This window comes from Nonomuraea sp. SBT364 (genome assembly GCF_001083785.1).
GTDB lineage: Bacteria > Actinomycetota > Actinomycetes > Streptosporangiales > Streptosporangiaceae > Nonomuraea.
Genome location: NZ_LAVL01000013.1, coordinates 1 through 15,197 on the forward strand (window position 1 = coordinate 1; position 15,197 = coordinate 15,197).

17 protein-coding genes and 1 pseudogene are annotated in these 15,197 nt (G+C 72.3%); 7 read left to right on the plus strand and 11 right to left on the minus strand.

Annotated features, from left to right (window positions below; all coding sequences use genetic code 11):
* Nucleotides 1-63: 63 nt before the first annotated feature.
* Nucleotides 64-705 carry a response regulator gene (locus ADY59_RS08875; RefSeq protein ID WP_049560054.1) on the minus strand — a complete coding sequence of 214 codons (642 nt, stop codon included), beginning with the start codon at nucleotides 703-705 and terminating at the stop codon, nucleotides 64-66.
* A complete protein-coding gene (locus tag ADY59_RS08880; RefSeq protein WP_049560056.1) occupies nucleotides 693-1,847 on the minus strand; it encodes a sensor histidine kinase in 1,155 nt (384 codons plus the stop codon). The genes ADY59_RS08875 and ADY59_RS08880 overlap by 13 nt, the downstream gene beginning before the upstream one ends.
* Before the next feature lie 120 nt (nucleotides 1,848-1,967).
* Here ADY59_RS08880 and ADY59_RS08885 point away from each other — a divergent pair, with 120 nt between their 5' ends.
* A complete protein-coding gene (locus ADY59_RS08885) occupies nucleotides 1,968-3,146 on the plus strand; it encodes a TerC family protein (RefSeq protein ID WP_049560059.1) in 1,179 nt (392 codons plus the stop codon).
* A 39-nt stretch (nucleotides 3,147-3,185) separates the two neighbouring features.
* Here ADY59_RS08885 and ADY59_RS08890 read toward each other — a convergent pair whose 3' ends face one another.
* Together ADY59_RS08890 and ADY59_RS08895 are read right to left on the minus strand one after the other, a co-directional pair.
* Nucleotides 3,186-4,157, minus strand: coding sequence for a hypothetical protein (locus ADY59_RS08890; RefSeq protein ID WP_156325383.1), 972 nt, complete (start codon nucleotides 4,155-4,157; stop codon nucleotides 3,186-3,188).
* 41 nt (nucleotides 4,158-4,198) lie between these two features.
* The gene (locus ADY59_RS08895; RefSeq protein ID WP_049560346.1) at nucleotides 4,199-4,669 is read right to left on the minus strand and encodes a MarR family winged helix-turn-helix transcriptional regulator; all 471 of its coding nucleotides are present in this window, start codon (nucleotides 4,667-4,669) and stop codon (nucleotides 4,199-4,201) included.
* A 57-nt stretch (nucleotides 4,670-4,726) separates the two neighbouring features.
* Here ADY59_RS08895 and ADY59_RS08900 point away from each other — a divergent pair, with 57 nt between their 5' ends.
* Together ADY59_RS08900 and ADY59_RS08905 are read left to right on the plus strand one after the other, a co-directional pair.
* The gene (locus tag ADY59_RS08900; RefSeq protein ID WP_049560064.1) at nucleotides 4,727-5,131 is read left to right on the plus strand and encodes a MarR family winged helix-turn-helix transcriptional regulator; all 405 of its coding nucleotides are present in this window, start codon (nucleotides 4,727-4,729) and stop codon (nucleotides 5,129-5,131) included.
* A gap of 4 nt (nucleotides 5,132-5,135) precedes the next feature.
* Entirely contained in the window at nucleotides 5,136-5,660 is a 525-nt protein-coding gene (locus tag ADY59_RS08905) for a DinB family protein (protein ID WP_049560066.1), read from the plus strand.
* Here the strand turns inward: ADY59_RS08905 and ADY59_RS08910 are convergent, their stop codons facing one another.
* On the minus strand, nucleotides 5,661-6,095 hold the full coding sequence (locus ADY59_RS08910) for a PaaI family thioesterase (protein WP_049560349.1): 435 nt from the start codon (nucleotides 6,093-6,095) through the stop codon (nucleotides 5,661-5,663).
* Between the two features lie 62 nt (nucleotides 6,096-6,157).
* Here ADY59_RS08910 and ADY59_RS08915 point away from each other — a divergent pair, with 62 nt between their 5' ends.
* Nucleotides 6,158-6,757 (plus strand): TetR/AcrR family transcriptional regulator, encoded by a 600-nt coding sequence (locus ADY59_RS08915; RefSeq protein ID WP_049560069.1) that lies wholly within the window; start codon nucleotides 6,158-6,160, stop codon nucleotides 6,755-6,757.
* Nucleotides 6,758-6,779: 22 nt separating this feature from the next.
* Here the strand turns inward: ADY59_RS08915 and ADY59_RS08920 are convergent, their stop codons facing one another.
* The 4 genes from ADY59_RS08920 to ADY59_RS08935 all read right to left on the minus strand — a co-directional run bounded on the left by ADY59_RS08920 (nucleotide 6,780) and on the right by ADY59_RS08935 (nucleotide 10,463).
* On the minus strand, nucleotides 6,780-7,427 hold the full coding sequence (locus ADY59_RS08920; protein ID WP_082309962.1) for a response regulator transcription factor: 648 nt from the start codon (nucleotides 7,425-7,427) through the stop codon (nucleotides 6,780-6,782).
* Between the two features lie 30 nt (nucleotides 7,428-7,457).
* Nucleotides 7,458-8,663: a sensor histidine kinase gene (locus tag ADY59_RS08925; protein WP_156325384.1), complete on the minus strand. Its 1,206-nt coding sequence runs from the start codon at nucleotides 8,661-8,663 to the stop codon at nucleotides 7,458-7,460.
* A 94-nt stretch (nucleotides 8,664-8,757) separates the two neighbouring features.
* Nucleotides 8,758-9,945, minus strand: a complete 1,188-nt coding sequence (locus ADY59_RS08930; RefSeq protein WP_231618613.1) for a cytochrome P450 — start codon at nucleotides 9,943-9,945, stop codon at nucleotides 8,758-8,760.
* A 44-nt stretch (nucleotides 9,946-9,989) separates the two neighbouring features.
* Complete coding sequence (locus ADY59_RS08935) at nucleotides 9,990-10,463, minus strand: GNAT family N-acetyltransferase (protein ID WP_049560074.1); 474 nt, start codon at nucleotides 10,461-10,463, stop codon at nucleotides 9,990-9,992.
* A 61-nt stretch (nucleotides 10,464-10,524) separates the two neighbouring features.
* On the opposite strand from ADY59_RS08935, the gene ADY59_RS08940 reads away from it, so the two are divergent.
* Together ADY59_RS08940 and ADY59_RS52385 are read left to right on the plus strand one after the other, a co-directional pair.
* Nucleotides 10,525-11,379, plus strand: coding sequence for an alpha/beta fold hydrolase (locus ADY59_RS08940; RefSeq protein WP_049560076.1), 855 nt, complete (start codon nucleotides 10,525-10,527; stop codon nucleotides 11,377-11,379).
* 33 nt (nucleotides 11,380-11,412) lie between these two features.
* Nucleotides 11,413-12,033, plus strand: a pseudogene (locus ADY59_RS52385) (LLM class flavin-dependent oxidoreductase); the annotation flags it as partial.
* 46 nt (nucleotides 12,034-12,079) lie between these two features.
* Here ADY59_RS52385 and ADY59_RS08950 read toward each other — a convergent pair.
* A complete protein-coding gene (locus tag ADY59_RS08950; protein WP_231618614.1) occupies nucleotides 12,080-13,363 on the minus strand; it encodes an MFS transporter in 1,284 nt (427 codons plus the stop codon).
* 89 nt (nucleotides 13,364-13,452) lie between these two features.
* On the opposite strand from ADY59_RS08950, the gene ADY59_RS08955 reads away from it, so the two are divergent.
* A complete protein-coding gene (locus ADY59_RS08955; protein ID WP_049560082.1) occupies nucleotides 13,453-13,914 on the plus strand; it encodes a winged helix-turn-helix transcriptional regulator in 462 nt (153 codons plus the stop codon).
* Between the two features lie 57 nt (nucleotides 13,915-13,971).
* On the opposite strand, the gene ADY59_RS08960 is transcribed toward ADY59_RS08955, so the two are convergent.
* Nucleotides 13,972-15,120 (minus strand): MFS transporter, encoded by a 1,149-nt coding sequence (locus tag ADY59_RS08960; RefSeq protein WP_231618615.1) that lies wholly within the window; start codon nucleotides 15,118-15,120, stop codon nucleotides 13,972-13,974.
* Nucleotides 15,121-15,197 lie beyond the last annotated feature (77 nt).

Genomic DNA, 15,197 nt, shown 5'->3' on the forward strand with positions numbered 1-15,197 from the left:
GCCCGCCCACCCCGACCAGCCCGGCCTGCCTGGCGCGATCAGCCCCGAGCGGCGGGTCGGTGGTCAGCTTCGTAGGTAGGCCAGCACGGCGAGCACCCGGCGATGGCCGTCGGCGGCGGGCGGCAGGTCGAGTTTGGCGAAGATGTTGGCGATGTGCTTGGCCACCGCCGCCTCGGTGACCACCAGCTCACGGGCGATCGAGGCGTTGGCCCGCCCTTCGGCGATCAGCGCCAGCACCTCCTGCTCCCTGGGCGTGAGCCGCTCCAGCGGGTCGCGCCGCCGCCGCAGCAACTGCCGCACCACCTCGGGGTCGACGACCGTGCCGCCCCCCGCCACCCTGACCAGGGCGTCGACGAACTCGCGCACATCACCGACGCGATCTTTCAGCAGATAGCCGATGCCCGCACCGCGCCCCGAGTCGAGCAGCTCCGCGGCATAGGTCTGCTCGACGTATTGGCTGAGCACGAGCACCGCCAGCTCGGGCCGCTCCGCCCGCAGCACCAGCGCCGCCCGCAGCCCCTCGTCGGTGAACCCGGGCGGCATCCGTACATCCGTCACCACCGCGTCGGGCCGCAGCTCGCGCGCGACCTCGACCAGCGCCTCGGCGTCGCCCACCGAGGCGACGACCTCGTGGCCGAACCGCTGGAGCAGCCCGGCCAGGCCCTCGCGCAGCAGGACGGCGTCTTCGGCGATCACCACGCGCACGGAATCTCCACTCTGAGCAGGGTCGGCCCGCCGGCCGGGCTTCGCACGGACAGTCTTCCGTCAACCACGGCCAGCCGGTCGGCCAGCCCGGTGAGCCCGGTCCCCCGGGCCGGATCGGCCCCGCCTCGGCCGTCGTCGCGCACCTCGATCACCAGGGTGCCGTCGCGGACGTGCCCGGTGACGCGGGCCCGGGACGCGCCGCTGTGCTTGGCGACGTTGGCCAGCGCCTCGCTCACCACGTAATAGGCCGTCACCTCGACGGCAGGGGACAGCCTGCGATCCAGGTCGATCACCACCTCGACCGGCACCGGCGACCTGCCGGCCACGTCGCGCACCGCCGCCGCCAGCCCGCGGCCGGTCAGCACCTCGGGATGCACGCCTCGGATCAGCTCCCGCAGCTCGGCCAGCGCCTGCTTGGCCTCGTGCTGCGCCTGCCCGACCAGCCGGCTCACCGAGGAGTCGTCGGGCAGGTCGAGCCGGGCCAGGCCCAGGCTCATGGACAGCGCCACCAGCCGCTGCTGCGCGCCGTCGTGCAGATCGCGCTCGATCCGGCGGCGCTCCAGCTCGAACGCGTCAACCAGCCGGGCGCGCGACCGCAGCACCTCGTCGAGCTCGCTGCCGAGCGGCGCCATGAGCGCCCGCGCCATCGCGCCCCGGCCACCGGCCCACGCGGTCATCGTGTAGGCCGCCACCGGCACCAGCACCACCCCGGCCACGCTCGCGATCGCACCGGCCGGCGGCGCCACCGACGGCTGCACCAGCGGCGTCAGGATCAGCAGCACCGGCCCGACGACGGTCAGGAGGATCATCAGCAGGTCGACCCACCACAGGGCCAGCACCGTGAGCACGGCCAGCCCCAGCTGACGGCCGCGTGCCACCTGCCCGAGCGGCTTCTCGTCCACCAGCCGCAGCCGTTCGCGCTCCAGCCACGCGACCAGCGGCAGCGCGGCCACCATGACCACCGCCCCGCCGACCAGGCGCGGCGTGGCCGGCAGCAGGTCGCCGGTGATCGCGGCGAACAGCACGATCACCCCCGGCAGCTGACCGGCCATCAGGTACGCCAGTGACCGCCACGGCCACGCCGACGTCAGGAAGGCGACCGGCCGCCTGGTGAGCGCCTCCAGCGCGGTCCTCGTCAACACATCTGCGACGTTATCGAGACGCCGCAGGTCAGGGCAGTAGTCCTAGGTCTACCGTTCGACCGCTTGAGGTCTACGCGCCTGGGTACTGCTCACTGATCGGCGACTCGATGGAGGTCACGGGTGGACGTGCCGTCCCTGGTGTGGTGGCTGACGGTCCTCGGGATCGTCGGCCTGCTGCTGTTCGACTTCTTCTTCCACGTACGCAAGGCGCACATCCCGTCGTTGCGCGAGGCCGCGGTGTGGTCGGCGGCCTACGTCGGCATCGCCATCCTGTTCGGCGTCGGCGTGTGGATGTTCGGCGGCGGCGACATGGGGACCGAGTATTTCGCCGGTTACGTGACGGAGAAGGCGCTCTCGGTCGACAACCTGTTCGTCTTCCTCGTGATCATGTCGGGCTTCCGCGTGCCGCGCGCCGACCAGCAGAAGGTGCTGCTGTTCGGCATCGTGTTCGCGCTGATCGCGCGCACCGGGTTCATCCTCGTGGGCGCGGCGCTGATCAACACGTTCGCCTGGGTGTTCTACCTGTTCGGGCTCATCCTGCTCATCACCGCGGGCAACCTGCTGAAGCCCGAGAGCCAGGAGAGCCACTCGCCGGACAACCTCATGAGCCGCCTGGCCCGCAGGCTGTTCCGCACCTCCGAGCACTACGACGGCGACAAGCTGACCACGGTCGTCGACGGCAAACGCGTGCTCACGCCGATGCTGCTCGTCATGGTCGCCATCGCCGGCACCGATCTGCTGTTCGCGCTGGACTCGATCCCGGCCATCTTCGGCCTCACCCAGAACGTCTACCTGGTCTTCACCGCCACCGCGTTCTCGCTGCTGGGACTGCGCCAGCTCTACTTCCTCATCGACGAGCTGCTGGACCGGCTCATCTACCTCTCCTTCGGGCTGGCCGCGGTGCTGGCGTTCATCGGCGTGAAGCTCGTCCTGCACGCCCTGCACGAGAACAACGTGCCGTTCATCAACGACGGCGAGCCCGTGCCCGTCACCGAGATCAGCACCGGCCTGTCGTTGTCGGTGATCATCGGCGTCCTCGTCGTCACGATCGCCGCCTCGCTCCTCAGCACCCGGGGGCGCGCCCAGAACGTCGCCTCCTGCGCCCGGCGCTGCGCCACCGCACTCCTGGAGGACGATCTCGAACCCGCCGAACGCGACGCCACCTACCGCAGGCTCGTCGCCGAGGAGGAGCGCCTGCGCGGGCTCCCGGAGAAGTTCCGCGCCAAGCTCCGGGAGGACGACAAGCTCATGTCCCTGATCCGCCGAGCGCACGACCAGCACGCCTCCCGTCCCTCTTGACCAGGCACGAGCAGGTCAAGAGGGACGAGTGTGCTCGGGTCAGCGGAGCGGTCGCAGGAGGGCCTGGCTCTTGGCGGCAGCGGGCTCGGTGAGGCGTTGCACCTGGTGGCCCTTGCGGTCCAGGACGACCAGCGTGTTGGCGCTGCGGCCCGCGACCCTCACCACCAGGCGCCCGTCAGGCAGGTGGAAGGCGCCGAGCTGGCGGCCCTTGACCTGGATCGGCACGCGGCGGCCGGTCACCGTGTCGACCAGCGACGGGGTGAACGCCGTCGGCCACACCCCGTCGCCGCCCGGATCGGTGGGACGAAGGGTATGGACGACCACGTACCGCCCGCCTGGTGACAGGCTCTGCACGTGGTTGGCGAGGGTGATGCCCTTGAGCTTGGCCGACTTGCCGGTCCTGGCGTCCAGCCGGTAGACGCCCTCGGTGGTCCCCGCATAGCCGGCGAGGTAGCGCCCGTCGGGCGACCAGGCCAGGTGGCAGACGCCGCGGGTCTTGCCGAGGACCCGCGCGCCGGTGCCGTCCGCGCCGACCACGCGCACCGGCAGCGCCTCGCTCTGACCTGCCCCGACGTACGCCACCCGCCGGGAGTCGGGCGACCAGACCGGCGACAGGCAGGGGGTGCTGCCCTGCAGGCCCCGGGCGACGGTGCGGGTCTTCCCGCCTTCGCGCACCTGAAGCCGCCCGCCGGACGTGATCCAGGCGACCTTCCGCCCGTCGGGCGAGGCCGCGAACTGCGAGCTCTCCCCCGGCTTCCCCAGCACCGCCGGCCGCCCGCCGTAACGGGTCACGGTGTAACCCCGGGCGTACGAGGCATAGACGGCAGCCCCGGACACCGGCGCCACGACTTGAGATCGGGTGGCCGCGTCAACCGAGGCCGCTGCAGCCGTGGCCGCCGGTCCAGAGGCCGCTGAGGCCGCTGAGGCCGGAGGGGTGGCGGCCGAGGCGGCCGGGACGGCGGTCAGCAGGGCGGCGGTGCCGAGGGTGGCACTGACCAGAGTTCGGTACATGCTCGAATTGTCCCAGCGGACCACCGCGCCACGCCCGGCTTTCAGTCGGGCAGTCCTGCGACAAACCTGGTCAGCAACCGGGCGAATTCCCCACGTTCCTCATCAGTCCAGGCGGTCATCGCGTCGGCGAACACCGCCCGGCGCGACCGGTGCGCCTGCTCGACGGCGTCGCGGCCCGCGTCGGTGAGCACGAGGACCGACCGGCGCCCGTCGGCCTGGTCGGCCCGGCGGCACACCCAGCCGGCGTCGACCGCGGCGGTCACGAGCTTGCTGGCCCTCGGCTGGTCCACCCCGAGCGCCAGCGCCACAGAACCAACCGTGGCCGAGCCCGCCACAGAACCCACCGTGGCCGAGCCCGCCACAGAACCGACCGTGGCCGGTCCGGCGCCGTCGATCACGTCGAGGACGTCGAACGCCTGGCCCGTCACCCCGCCGAGCCGGGCCACCGCCCGCCTGCTCTGCCTCCGGCGGATGGCCACCATGGCCTGCTCAACCTGCTCGACAGCGTCCATACCGCCATGATACATGTCATCGTACAAGTAGTTGTCCAAAGACAAGGAAGGCAATCGATGATGATCGGATCCCGCCTGAAGCGGCTGGACCACCTGATCGAAACCACCTTCGAGCGGGCTTTCACCGAGGCCGGCCTGAACCGCCGCCAATGGCAGGCGCTCAACGTGATCAGCCGCGCCCCCACCGGCGCCGAAGAGCTCCACCTGGCGCTCGAGCCGTTCTGGCGGCCGGGTGACACGGCTCCCGGCGTGCTCGCCGACCTGGCCGCACGCGGGTGGATCGCCGGCGACGCCACCGGCTCCCACACGCTGACCCCGGAGGGACGTACGGCACACGCCGCCATCAGCGACCGCGTCCAGGACATCCGCGCACAGATGACCCGCGACATCACCCAGGACGAGTACGAACAGCTCATGGACCTGCTCGAACGCATCACCCGGAACCTGGACGAGGCACGATAGGGCAATGCACTGGACCGCACCGCAGATCAGCCGCTCCGACACCCCGCCCACCGGCGGCGAACGCGTCCTCCTGGAGGCGTTCCTCGACCACCACCGGCAGACCCTGGCGCTCAAATGCGCCGGGCTGACCCCTGATCAGCTCGTCCTGCGCAGCGCCGAACCGTCGTCCATGTCGCTGCTCGGCCTGCTGCGGCACATGGCCGAGGTGGAACGCTCCTGGTTCAGGCGCAGGTTCGGCCGGGAGCGACTCGAATTCCTCTACTGCGACATGGAGAACAACCCGGACGGCGACTTCCAGGACGTCGACCCGGCCGACGCCGAGGCGGACTACGCCACGTACATGCGAGAGGTCGAGCTGGCCCGTCAGGCCGCCGCCGGTCACGACCTGGACGAGACGTTCCACCACGAGCACCGGCAGCAGGAGATGAGCCTGCGCTGGGTGTTCCTGCACCTGATCGAGGAGTACGCGCGGCACAACGGCCACGCGGACCTGCTGCGCGAGCGCATCGACGGGGCGACCGGCGAGTGACTACACGCTCTTGATCTGGGTGGTCGCGGTCGCCGTCGCCACCAGCTCGCCGTCGGGGCCGGCGAGCTCGCCGGCCAGGAACGCGATGTCCCTGCCGCGCTTGACGACCCGGCCACGCCCCACGAGCCGGCCGGGGTGCGCTGGGCGGAGGAACTGCACATGGAGCTCCAGCGTCGGCGCGAACTGCCCCTCCGGCAGCGTCGCGACCAGGGCAGGCCCCAGCGTGTCGTCGAGCATGGCCGCCAGGAAGCCGCCCTGGATCACCCCGACCGGGTTGGCGAACTGCTCGCGCGCCTGGAACGCCACCTCGATCGTGCCCGCCTCCGGGTCAACCTTGAGGAGCTCCCAGCCCAGGACCGCGGCGGCCGGCGGCGGCGGCGCCTTGCCCGCCATGACGTCCCAGAACATCCCTCGCCTGTCACCGTTGCCGTCCATGGCGCCCATTCAACAGGCCACCGCCGACATTCCCCGCCGGTGACAGGCATATAGTCAGTCAGGTGACTGACTTGAAGGGGGCCCGCGGGAGGGCCGCGTCCGCCAAGCGGCGACGACTGACGGCCGCCGCCGCCCGGGTCGTGCACCAGCAGGGGGCCGAGCGCACCACCATCGCGGACATCGCCCGTGCCGCCGACGTCCCGGTGGGCAACGTCTACTACTACTTCAAGACCAAGGACGAGCTGGTCGCGGCCGCCCTTTCCGAGCACGCCCACCAGCTGGAGCTGCTCACGGCCGAGCTGGACCAGCTTCCCGACCCGCGCGAACGGCTCACGCGGCTCGTCGAGGCGTGGGTGAGCCAGCGCGACGTCGCCGCCCGCTACGGCTGCCCGACCGGCACCCTGGCCGCCGAGCTGGACAAGCGCGACGACGGCGGCCTGGACGCCGAGGCGGGCAGGGTCATCCGGCTGCTGCTGAACTGGGTGGAACGCCAGTTCGGCGAACTCGGCCTGCCCGACCCTCCCGGGCTCGCCCTGACCCTGGTGGGCGCCTACCAGGGCATGTCCCTGCTGGCCAACGCCCTGCGCGACCCCGAGGTCATGACCAGCCAAGGCAGCCGCCTGATCGCCTGGCTGAACGCCCTGCGGGACGGCCCCGGCTAGCGACGCCCGGCTCGCGGCCGGGTCACAGGAGGCCGGCGTCGCGGACCTTCATGGCGACGAGGACGCGGTTGTCGGTGCCGAGCTTGGCGAAGATCCGCGTGACGTTGGCCTTGACGGTCGCGACGCTCATGTAGAGGCGTTCGCCGATCTCGGCGTTGGATGCGCCCCTGGCCACCTCGACGGCGACTTCGCGCTCGCGCTCGGTGAGCCGGGCCAGCTCCTCCAGAGCTTCGGCCCGCCGAGGCTCGTGCCGGGCCGTGGCGGCGGCGATGACCTGCTGGGCCACGCTCGGCGACAGCACCGGCTCCCCGCGCGCCACGGCCCGGACGGCCTCGATCATCTTCGGCGGCGGCGTGTCCTTGAGCAGGAAGCCGCGGGCGCCGAGCCGCAACGCCCGCAGCACCATGTCGTCGGCGTCGAACGTGGTCAGCACGAGGATCCGGGGCGGATCCGGCCGCCCCAGCAGCAGCTCGGTGGTGACCAGCCCGTCCTGAACGGGCATCCGGATGTCCATCAGCACCACGTCCGGCGTGAGCTCGCGGATCACGTCCATGGCCTGGCGGCCGTCCGCGGCCTCGCCGACGAGCTCGAAGTCGGGCTCGCCGCCCAGGATGAGGCGGAGCCCGGTGCGCACCATCGCGTCGTCGTCCACGATCACCAGCCGGGTCACGGTGCCGAACCTCCCGCCGCGGTCATGACGTCAAGCCTCCCAGGGCAGGTGGGCGTCGAGGATGAACCGTCCGTCGCGGACGGTGTGGGTGATTGTGCCGCCGGCCATCCGCGCCCGCTCGGCCAGCCCCACGAGCCCGAGCCGCTCCCGCTGCGGCTTCACCGGGTGGGGCGGCGCGTGCCCGGGAACGGCCGGATCATCCGGTGGCGGCGGGCCGGCCGTCGCGGGCGGCGCCGGGTTGCTCACCGTGATGCGGAGGCCGGCACCGGGGCGGCCGCTCAGCTCGGCGGTCACCCGGCCGGCCGGCGCGTGCTTGCGGGCGTTGGTGAGCGCCTCCTGCACGATGCGGTACGCGTGCCGCCCGGTCTGGGCGGGCAGCAGGTCACGCCGCTCGATGGTGTCGTCCACGTCGACCCGCTGGCCTGCCGAGCGCACCTCGGCGATCAGGGCCTCGACCTGGGCGAGCGTCGGCTGCGGAGCCTCCAGGGCGCCGTCGCGGCGCAGTGTGCCGAGGACGGCGCGCAGCTCGTTCATCGACTGGTGCGCGTTTTCCTGGATGGCCAGCGCGGTCCTGCGGGTCTCCTCGGGGGTGAGGTCGGTGCGGTAGGCCAGGCCGCCGGCGAGCATGGTCAGCAGGGAGATGCGGTGCGCCAGCACGTCGTGCATCTCCTGGGCGATCTTGACTCGTTCGGCCAGCTTGGCCTGCTCGATGCGGTGCGGCTGCTCCCGTTCGGCGCTCAGATCCGCCTCCCGCAGCGAGGCCTCCAGGTCGCGGCGGCTGCGCAGGTAGAGGCCGAACACGGTCAGGCCGCCGAGGATGAAGGTGCCGGTGACCAGCGTGACGGCGGTCGCCTGGTTGATGCCGCTCCAGGACGCCCCCACCGCCAGGCACAGCCAGGACACGCTCGCCACCGGGACGATCTCGCGCCATCGGCGATGCGTGCACAGGGACACGTACGCCACCTGGGCGGGGCCGGTCGCCACGGTGGAGAAGGCGGTCAGCAGCGCGGTGGCCAGCGCGATGGGCCACGGCCACCGGCGCCGCCACCGCATCAGCACCAGCCCGGCCACCCCCAGCCCGGCGTCGACGAGCACGGACGGCAGCCGACCGGGATGCTGGACGGTCACCCAGACCAGGGTGGCGCCGTAGAACAGCATCGGCAGGACGGCGCACAGATAACGCAGTGCGACGCCCTCGCGGGTCAGAGGCGGCTGGTGGTCCGCACGCTCGTGCACGGGCACAGCCTACGTATTGCCCGGGTCCACCTTTAGCGACCTGGGTCTATGCCGAGACCGCCCCAGGTCTACTCCCGCGAGGACGACCCCGCCGTCACCAGGTGAGGTGCAGCGCCTCGGGCGAGCGGTGGATGAGCGTGGGCGCCATGGAAACCTCCGCACGGGCCAGCCGCAGCCCGGGGAACTCACGCATCAGGATCTCCAGCGTGACCCGTACCTGCTCCTTGGCGAGCTGTGAGCCGGGACAGCCGTGCGGACCGTGGCCGAAGGACAGGCTGCGCAGCGGCGTCCGGCCGATGTCGAACACGTCCGGCCGCGCGCCGGGGTCCGCGTCACGCCCCGCCGAGGCGTACGAGACGAACACGACGTCGTCCTTGCGCAGCTCGGTGCCGCCCAGCGTCACCCCGGCGGTGACCGTACGGCGAAAGCCCTGCACGGGAGCCTCGAACCGGGCCGCCTCCTCGACGGCGACCGGCACCAGCTCGGGCCGCTCGCGGAGCAGCTCCCACTGGCGGCGGTCGCGCAGCAGGTGCAGCACCACAGTGCCGAGCAGCGCGGTCGTGGTGAGGTGGCCGGCGAGCAGCAGGTTCTGGATGTTGGAGACGATCTCCTTGCGCTGGTCGAGGGTCAGGTCGCCGGATCCCGGCGCCAGCTCCCTGACCATCTCGGTGAACACGTCGTCACGCGGTTCGCGCCGCCGGGCCCGCGCATAGCCGTCGAGCAGGTGCTGCAGCGCCACGATCTCCTTGGCGGCGGCGACCTGCCCCGCTTCGTCCAGCTCTGTGAACAGGAGCTCCTCCGCCCGCTGGGCGCCCCGGATCGCGCCGGGGGTGTCGGCCGGGTCGAGCCCGATCACGTGCCCGATCACGGCCGCGGGCAGCGGCCCGGCGTAGGCCGCCATCCACTCGACCTCGCCGTCCCCCGCGAAGGACGCGGCCAGCGCCTCGGCCCGCTCGGTCACGTACGGCAGCACGGCGGCTACCCGGGCCGGCGACAACCCCCTGGTGAGCGGCCGGCGCAGCCGCCGGTGCGCCTCCCCGTCGGCGCTCAGCACCGCCTGCACGCCGCCGACCCCCTTGACCAGCTCCGAGAGCGCGGCCTTCCCGGGAAGGCGGTCGGGACGCAGCGCGCCCGCCGACGAGAAGAGCTCCGGCTTGCCGAGCACCTCCCGGACGTCCTCCCGCCTGCTGACCAGCCAGGCGTCCAGCTCCGGCACGAACGTGAGCCCGCGGGTGCGCCGAGCCTCGGCATAGATCGGGTACGGGTCGCGGTACAGATCCACTTGCCCATGGTCGCGGGTGCCGATGGCACGGACAAGTGCCGGATTCACCCGGAGATGGTCAGATCCAGCACGCCGACCGTCTCGCCGTCGCTCTGCTCTCCCGTGAGCTCGAACCCGAGCTTCCGGTAGAAGTTCTCCGGCCCGTCCTCGGCCGGCTCCCAGGTGACGTACATCTTGGCGCCGCCGCGCCGCCTGATCTCGGCGGCCACCGAGGCGACGGCGAAGCTGCCGACGCCGCGTCCCTGCGCCTCCGGCGTGACGTTCAGGCGCCACAGGCCGGACCGGAAGTCGACGCCCTTGCCGTTCCAGTCGATGTCGAGGAAGGCCATGAGGAAGCCCACGGGCTGATCGCCGTCGAGGATGAGGCGCGGCCAGGCGACATCCGGGTAGACGTACGCCTCCGCCAGCGACTTGACCACGGCCGAGACGAAACGCTCCTGGTCGGGGCGGACTTTCACGGCTATGGCGGTGTCGATGTTGGCGGAGGTGATGCGCACGAGGCGGAAATCGTTGGTCATGTTTGCACGATAGGGCCACCATCGTTGTCGTCAGCGGCTTCACGATTGGACTGATTTCTCCATGCCATCGATTCCCACCTTCGTGCTGGTCCACGGCTCGGGGTCCAGCTCGTTCATGTGGACCTCCGTCCAGCGTGAGCTGGCGTTGCTGGGGCACCGCAGCCTCGCCGTCGATCTGCCCGGCCACGGCCTCGACGCGCAGTATCCGGTCGCCTACCAGGCCCCGCAGGACCTCGACGCATGGGCGGCCGAGCCGTCGACGCTGGCCGGCGTCACCCTCCAGGACAACGTCGACCAGGTCGTCGGCGTCGTCCGCCGGGTGGCCGGGCACGGTCCGGTGGTGCTGGTGGGCGCCAGCCTCGGCGGCACGACCATCACCGGGGTCGGCAACACGGTTCCGGACCTGGTCGATCGGCTCGTGTACATCTCCGCGTGGTCGTGCGTGGAGCGGTCGAGCCCGATCGAGTACATGGGGGAGCCCGAGTTCGCCGCCAACCTGACGGCGCCGCTGGCCGCGTTCAACGTCGGCGACCCGGCCCGGCTCGGCGTCGGGCGGGCCAACTACCGCACCGCCGACCCGGCTCTGCTGGCCGACCTCAAGGCGGCCACCATGGCCGACGTCACCGACGAGCAGTTCCGGGCCTTCCTCAACATCCTGCAGCCGGACGAGTCGATCGCGGTGATGACGGCCGACGCCCGCGCCGACGCCGGCACGTGGGGCACGATCGCCCGCTCCTACATCCGTCTCACCGGTGACCGGTCGCTCCCGGTGGCCATGCAGGACAGGCTGATCGCCGAGGCCGACGCGCTGACGCCCGGCAACCCGTACGACGTGCACACCCTGGACACCTCGCACGCGGGCTTCGTGTTCAGGGCCGCCGAGGTGGCCGCGATCCTCGACAAGGTGTCGCGCTGAATCCTGTCGGTGCCGGGTGCTTGGATGGGAAGCATGCGCTATGGCATCGACGTCGCGATTCTCGGTGACCTCGCGGAGCCGGCGCGTCTGGTGACCTTGGCCCGGGAGGCCGAGGCCGCCGGATGGGACGCCCTGCTCGTGTGGGACCACCTGGCCTTCGCCTGGGGCATGCCGTCGGCCGACCCGTGGGTGGTGCTGGCCGCAGCGGCCCGGGAGACCTCTCGCATCAGGCTGGGCACGGCGGTCACCGCCGTCGCGCGGCACCGCCCGGAGACGCTGGCCCACACCGTGGCCACGTTCGACCGCCTGAGCGGCGGCCGGGCGATCCTGGGCGCCGGGCTGGGCGGGGTGCCCGGCGAGTTCACCGCGTTCGGCTCGCCCCGGCCCGGCGGGGCCGTGCTCGACGAGGCGCTCGACGTGATCTCCTCGCTCTGGTCCGGCGACGAGGTGCGCCACCGGGGCGCCCACTACACGGTCGACGGCGTACGCCTGTCGCCCCTGCCCCTCCAGCGGCCCCGGGTCCCGGTGTGGGTCGGCGGCTCGGCCCCCGCCGCCCTGCGCCGGGCCGCCCGCTGGGACGGCTGGATCGTCGCGGGCGACGACCCGGACGGCCGCATGACGCTGTCCCCCGGCGGGCTGGCCGAGCAGGTCGCCGAGATCCGCCGCCACCGGCCGCCGGAGGCGGATCTCGACGTGGCGCTCATCGGGGTGAGCGAGCCCGGCTCCTCGGTGACGCCCTACGCCGACGCGGGCGCCACGTGGTGGCTGGAGCACCTGCACGGTCAGCGTGGCACCCTCGACCAGCTCGTGGAGCGCATCCGCTCAGGGCCGCCGCGGTGAAACGCCGGGTCGAGGCGGCGACGACGAGTCCGAGTGCGGCGTAGGCCGCGCCGAGCAGGCCGGCGGCCGGCCATCCCGAGGCGCTGTAGGCCCAGGTGGTGGTGATCGCGCCGAGCGCGGAGCCGAGGGAGTAGAAGGCCATGTAGCCGCCGATGACGCTGCTGCTCCGGTCGGGATGGGCGGTGGTGAGCAGGTGCTGGCTGCTGACGTGCACGGCCTGCACGGCGAAGTCCAGGACGATCACCCCGACGATCAACAGCCACAGCGACGACCCCGCCTGGCCGATCAGCAGCCACGACGCCGTGAGCAGGGCCAGCGACCAGCCGGTGACCGTGGACGCCCGGCCCCGGTCGGCCCAGCGGCCGGCGCGTGCCGCGCCCAGCGCCCCGGTGAGACCGGCGAGCCCGAACAGTCCGATCTCCGCGGTGCCGAAGTGCCACGGCGCGTCGCCGAGCGGGAGCGCCAGCCCGCTCCACAGCGTGCCGAAGGAGGCGAACAGGAAGAACGCGACCAGTCCGCGACTGAGGAAGAGCCGGTCGCCGACGACCAGCCGGCCCATCGACGACAGCAGTTCCCCGTACCGGGCTCGGGGGCGGCGGACGTCCGCCCCGAGGGTGAGGCGGGCGGCGAGCGCCAGCGTGGCGCAGAGCCCGGCGAGTACGAGGTAGACCACGCGCCAGCCGGTCAGCTCGCCCAAGGCGCCCGCGACCACCCGCACGCCGAGGATCCCGATGACCACGCCCGAGGTGACGGCGCCGATGTTGCGGCCGCGCTCCCCGGCCGGTGAGACGGCGGCGACGTAGGCCACCGTGACCTGGACGACGACGGCGAACAGCCCGGCCAGGGCCAGGCCCGCGATCGCGACGCCGCCGCCGGGCGCGGCGGCGGCCACCGCCGCGCCCGCTGCCGTGAGCAGCAGGTGCACCGTGATGAGCCTGCGGCGGTCGACCAGGTCACCGAGCGGGACCAGCAGCACCAGCCCCGCGAGATAGCCGATCTGACCGGCCGCGACCAGCCACCCCAGCGCTCCCTCGCCCAGCCCGAGGTCCTCGCCCGCGGCTTCGAGCACCGGCTGGATGCCGTAGATGGTCGACACCGCCACCGCGCACACCAGCGCGAGCACGACCCGCTGTCTCCCGGTCACCTGCCACCTCCAGATAGGTTGCAAAACGCAACTCATCTGACGCTAGGGCATACTGGTTTCAGATTGCAACTCATCGCGGAGGGAGACCGGTGGACGTGGCACTCGCTGCGGGAAGCGCCTGGACCGACCCCGCCTGCCCGGTCGCGCGGACCGTCGACCTGATAGGCGACCGGTGGAGCCTGCTGATCATCCGTGACGCGATGGACGGGGCGACGTCCTTCACCGAGTTCCACCGGCGGCTCGGGATCGCCCGCAACATCCTCACCGACCGGCTCCGCAGGCTCGTCGAGCACGGCATCCTCGACAAGAGCGCCGACACCGACGGCAGACGGCACACGTATCGGCTCACCGCAGCCGGTCAGGACCTGTTCACGACCGTCGTCGCCCTCCGCCAGTGGGGCGAGCGCCACGCCTTCGCCCCGGACGAGCCGCACTCCGTCCTCGTCGACGACCGGGGACGCGAGCTGCCCGAACTCCTCCCGCTCGGCCAGGACGGCGCGCCGCTCTCCGCCGCGGCGTCGCGCGTACGGAGATCCCGCCCCGGAGAATGACACCGGGGGGCGTTCAGTGCGAGCCGGGGCGAAGTCACGCCGGCCGGGCGGGTGCAGCTAGCGGTATGCCGCCGCCATGACGAGGGCGATCAGCCCGCCGCAGATCAGCACGGCGGAGACCGAGAAGGCGTCGACGACGCGTCCGCCCAGGAACGCGCCGAGGGCGAAGGTCGCCTGGAAGGAGGCGGTGAAGACGACCGTGGCGGCTTCGGGCGCGTGCGGCGCGGCGGCGATGAACGACGCCTGCGAGCAGACGGGCACGCCGCCGTAGGCCAGGCCCCAGACCACGAGCAGCACCACGGCGCCTACGGCGGCGCCACCGGCCCAGGGCAGCAGCAGGGTGGCGGCGGCGATCAGGCAGCCGCAGGTCACGAAGGCGGCGCGCGGACGGGTGGCGACGACCCGGCCCGCCAGGAAGTTCCCGGCGATCCCCGCGATGCCGTACGCCAGCAGAACGGCGCTGACGGCGGCGGGACGCAGGCCGGTGACGTCCTCGAGAAAGGGCGTGACATAGGTGTACGTGCCGAAATGGGCGAGGACGATGAGGAACGTGGCCAGCAGAGCCCTGCCCGTGCCCCGGGTGCGCAACAGGTCGAGCAGGGCACGCGGGCTGGTCACCTGGTGCGCGGGCAGCGGCGGCAGCAGCATCACCAGGGCGGCCAGCACGACGAGGGCCAGCGCGGCCAGCACCAGGAACGCGGTGCGCCAGCCGGCGAGATCGCCGATGAAGGTGCCGGCCGGGACGCCGAGCACCGACCCCAGCGGCACGGCCGAGAAGATCACGGCGGTGGCCGCGCCGACGGCGCGCGGCGCGACCAGGCGGCCCGCCAGCCCCGCCCCGATGGACCAGAAGCCGCCGATGGTGACGCCGACGAGCACCCGGGAGATCAGCATCACCCAGTAGGAGGTCGCCACCGCGGCCAGCACGTCGGCGACGAGAAGCACCGCCATGAGGGCGCACAGCATCAGGCGGCGGTCCAGGCGGGCGGTGGTCAGCGTGACGGTGGGCGCGGCGACCGCGGCCACGATGCCGGGCAGGGCCATGGTCAGCCCCGCGACGCCGTCGGAGACGCCGAAGTCGGCGCCGATGGCGCTCAGCAGGCCGATCGGCAGGATCTCGCTGGTGACGATGGCGAAGATGCCCAGCATGAGCGTCGTGACGCCGAGCCAGCTGACAAGGGGTGAGCGGGTGGTGGTGGTTGGCACGGCCTCACCCAACCAGTGACGAACCACCGGACACTGGCACCTTTCGGACGCGACCAGGCCGGGTGACGCCTGGGCGC

Bases quoted from the DNA above. Each gene is read 5' to 3' on its own strand.
- ADY59_RS08910 (WP_049560349.1), bottom strand. From the start codon at position 6,095: ATGGACGGCAACGGTGACAGGCGAGGGATGTTCTGGGACGTCATGGCG.
- ADY59_RS08900 (WP_049560064.1), top strand. From the start codon at position 4,727: ATGATGATCGGATCCCGCCTGAAGCGGCTGGACCACCTGATCGAAACC.
- ADY59_RS08895 (WP_049560346.1), bottom strand. From the start codon at position 4,669: ATGGACGCTGTCGAGCAGGTTGAGCAGGCCATGGTGGCCATCCGCCGG.
- ADY59_RS08890 (WP_156325383.1), bottom strand. From the start codon at position 4,157: ATGTACCGAACTCTGGTCAGTGCCACCCTCGGCACCGCCGCCCTGCTG.
- ADY59_RS08905 (WP_049560066.1), top strand. From the start codon at position 5,136: ATGCACTGGACCGCACCGCAGATCAGCCGCTCCGACACCCCGCCCACC.
- ADY59_RS08935 (WP_049560074.1), bottom strand. From the start codon at position 10,463: ATGACCAACGATTTCCGCCTCGTGCGCATCACCTCCGCCAACATCGAC.
- ADY59_RS08940 (WP_049560076.1), top strand. From the start codon at position 10,525: ATGCCATCGATTCCCACCTTCGTGCTGGTCCACGGCTCGGGGTCCAGC.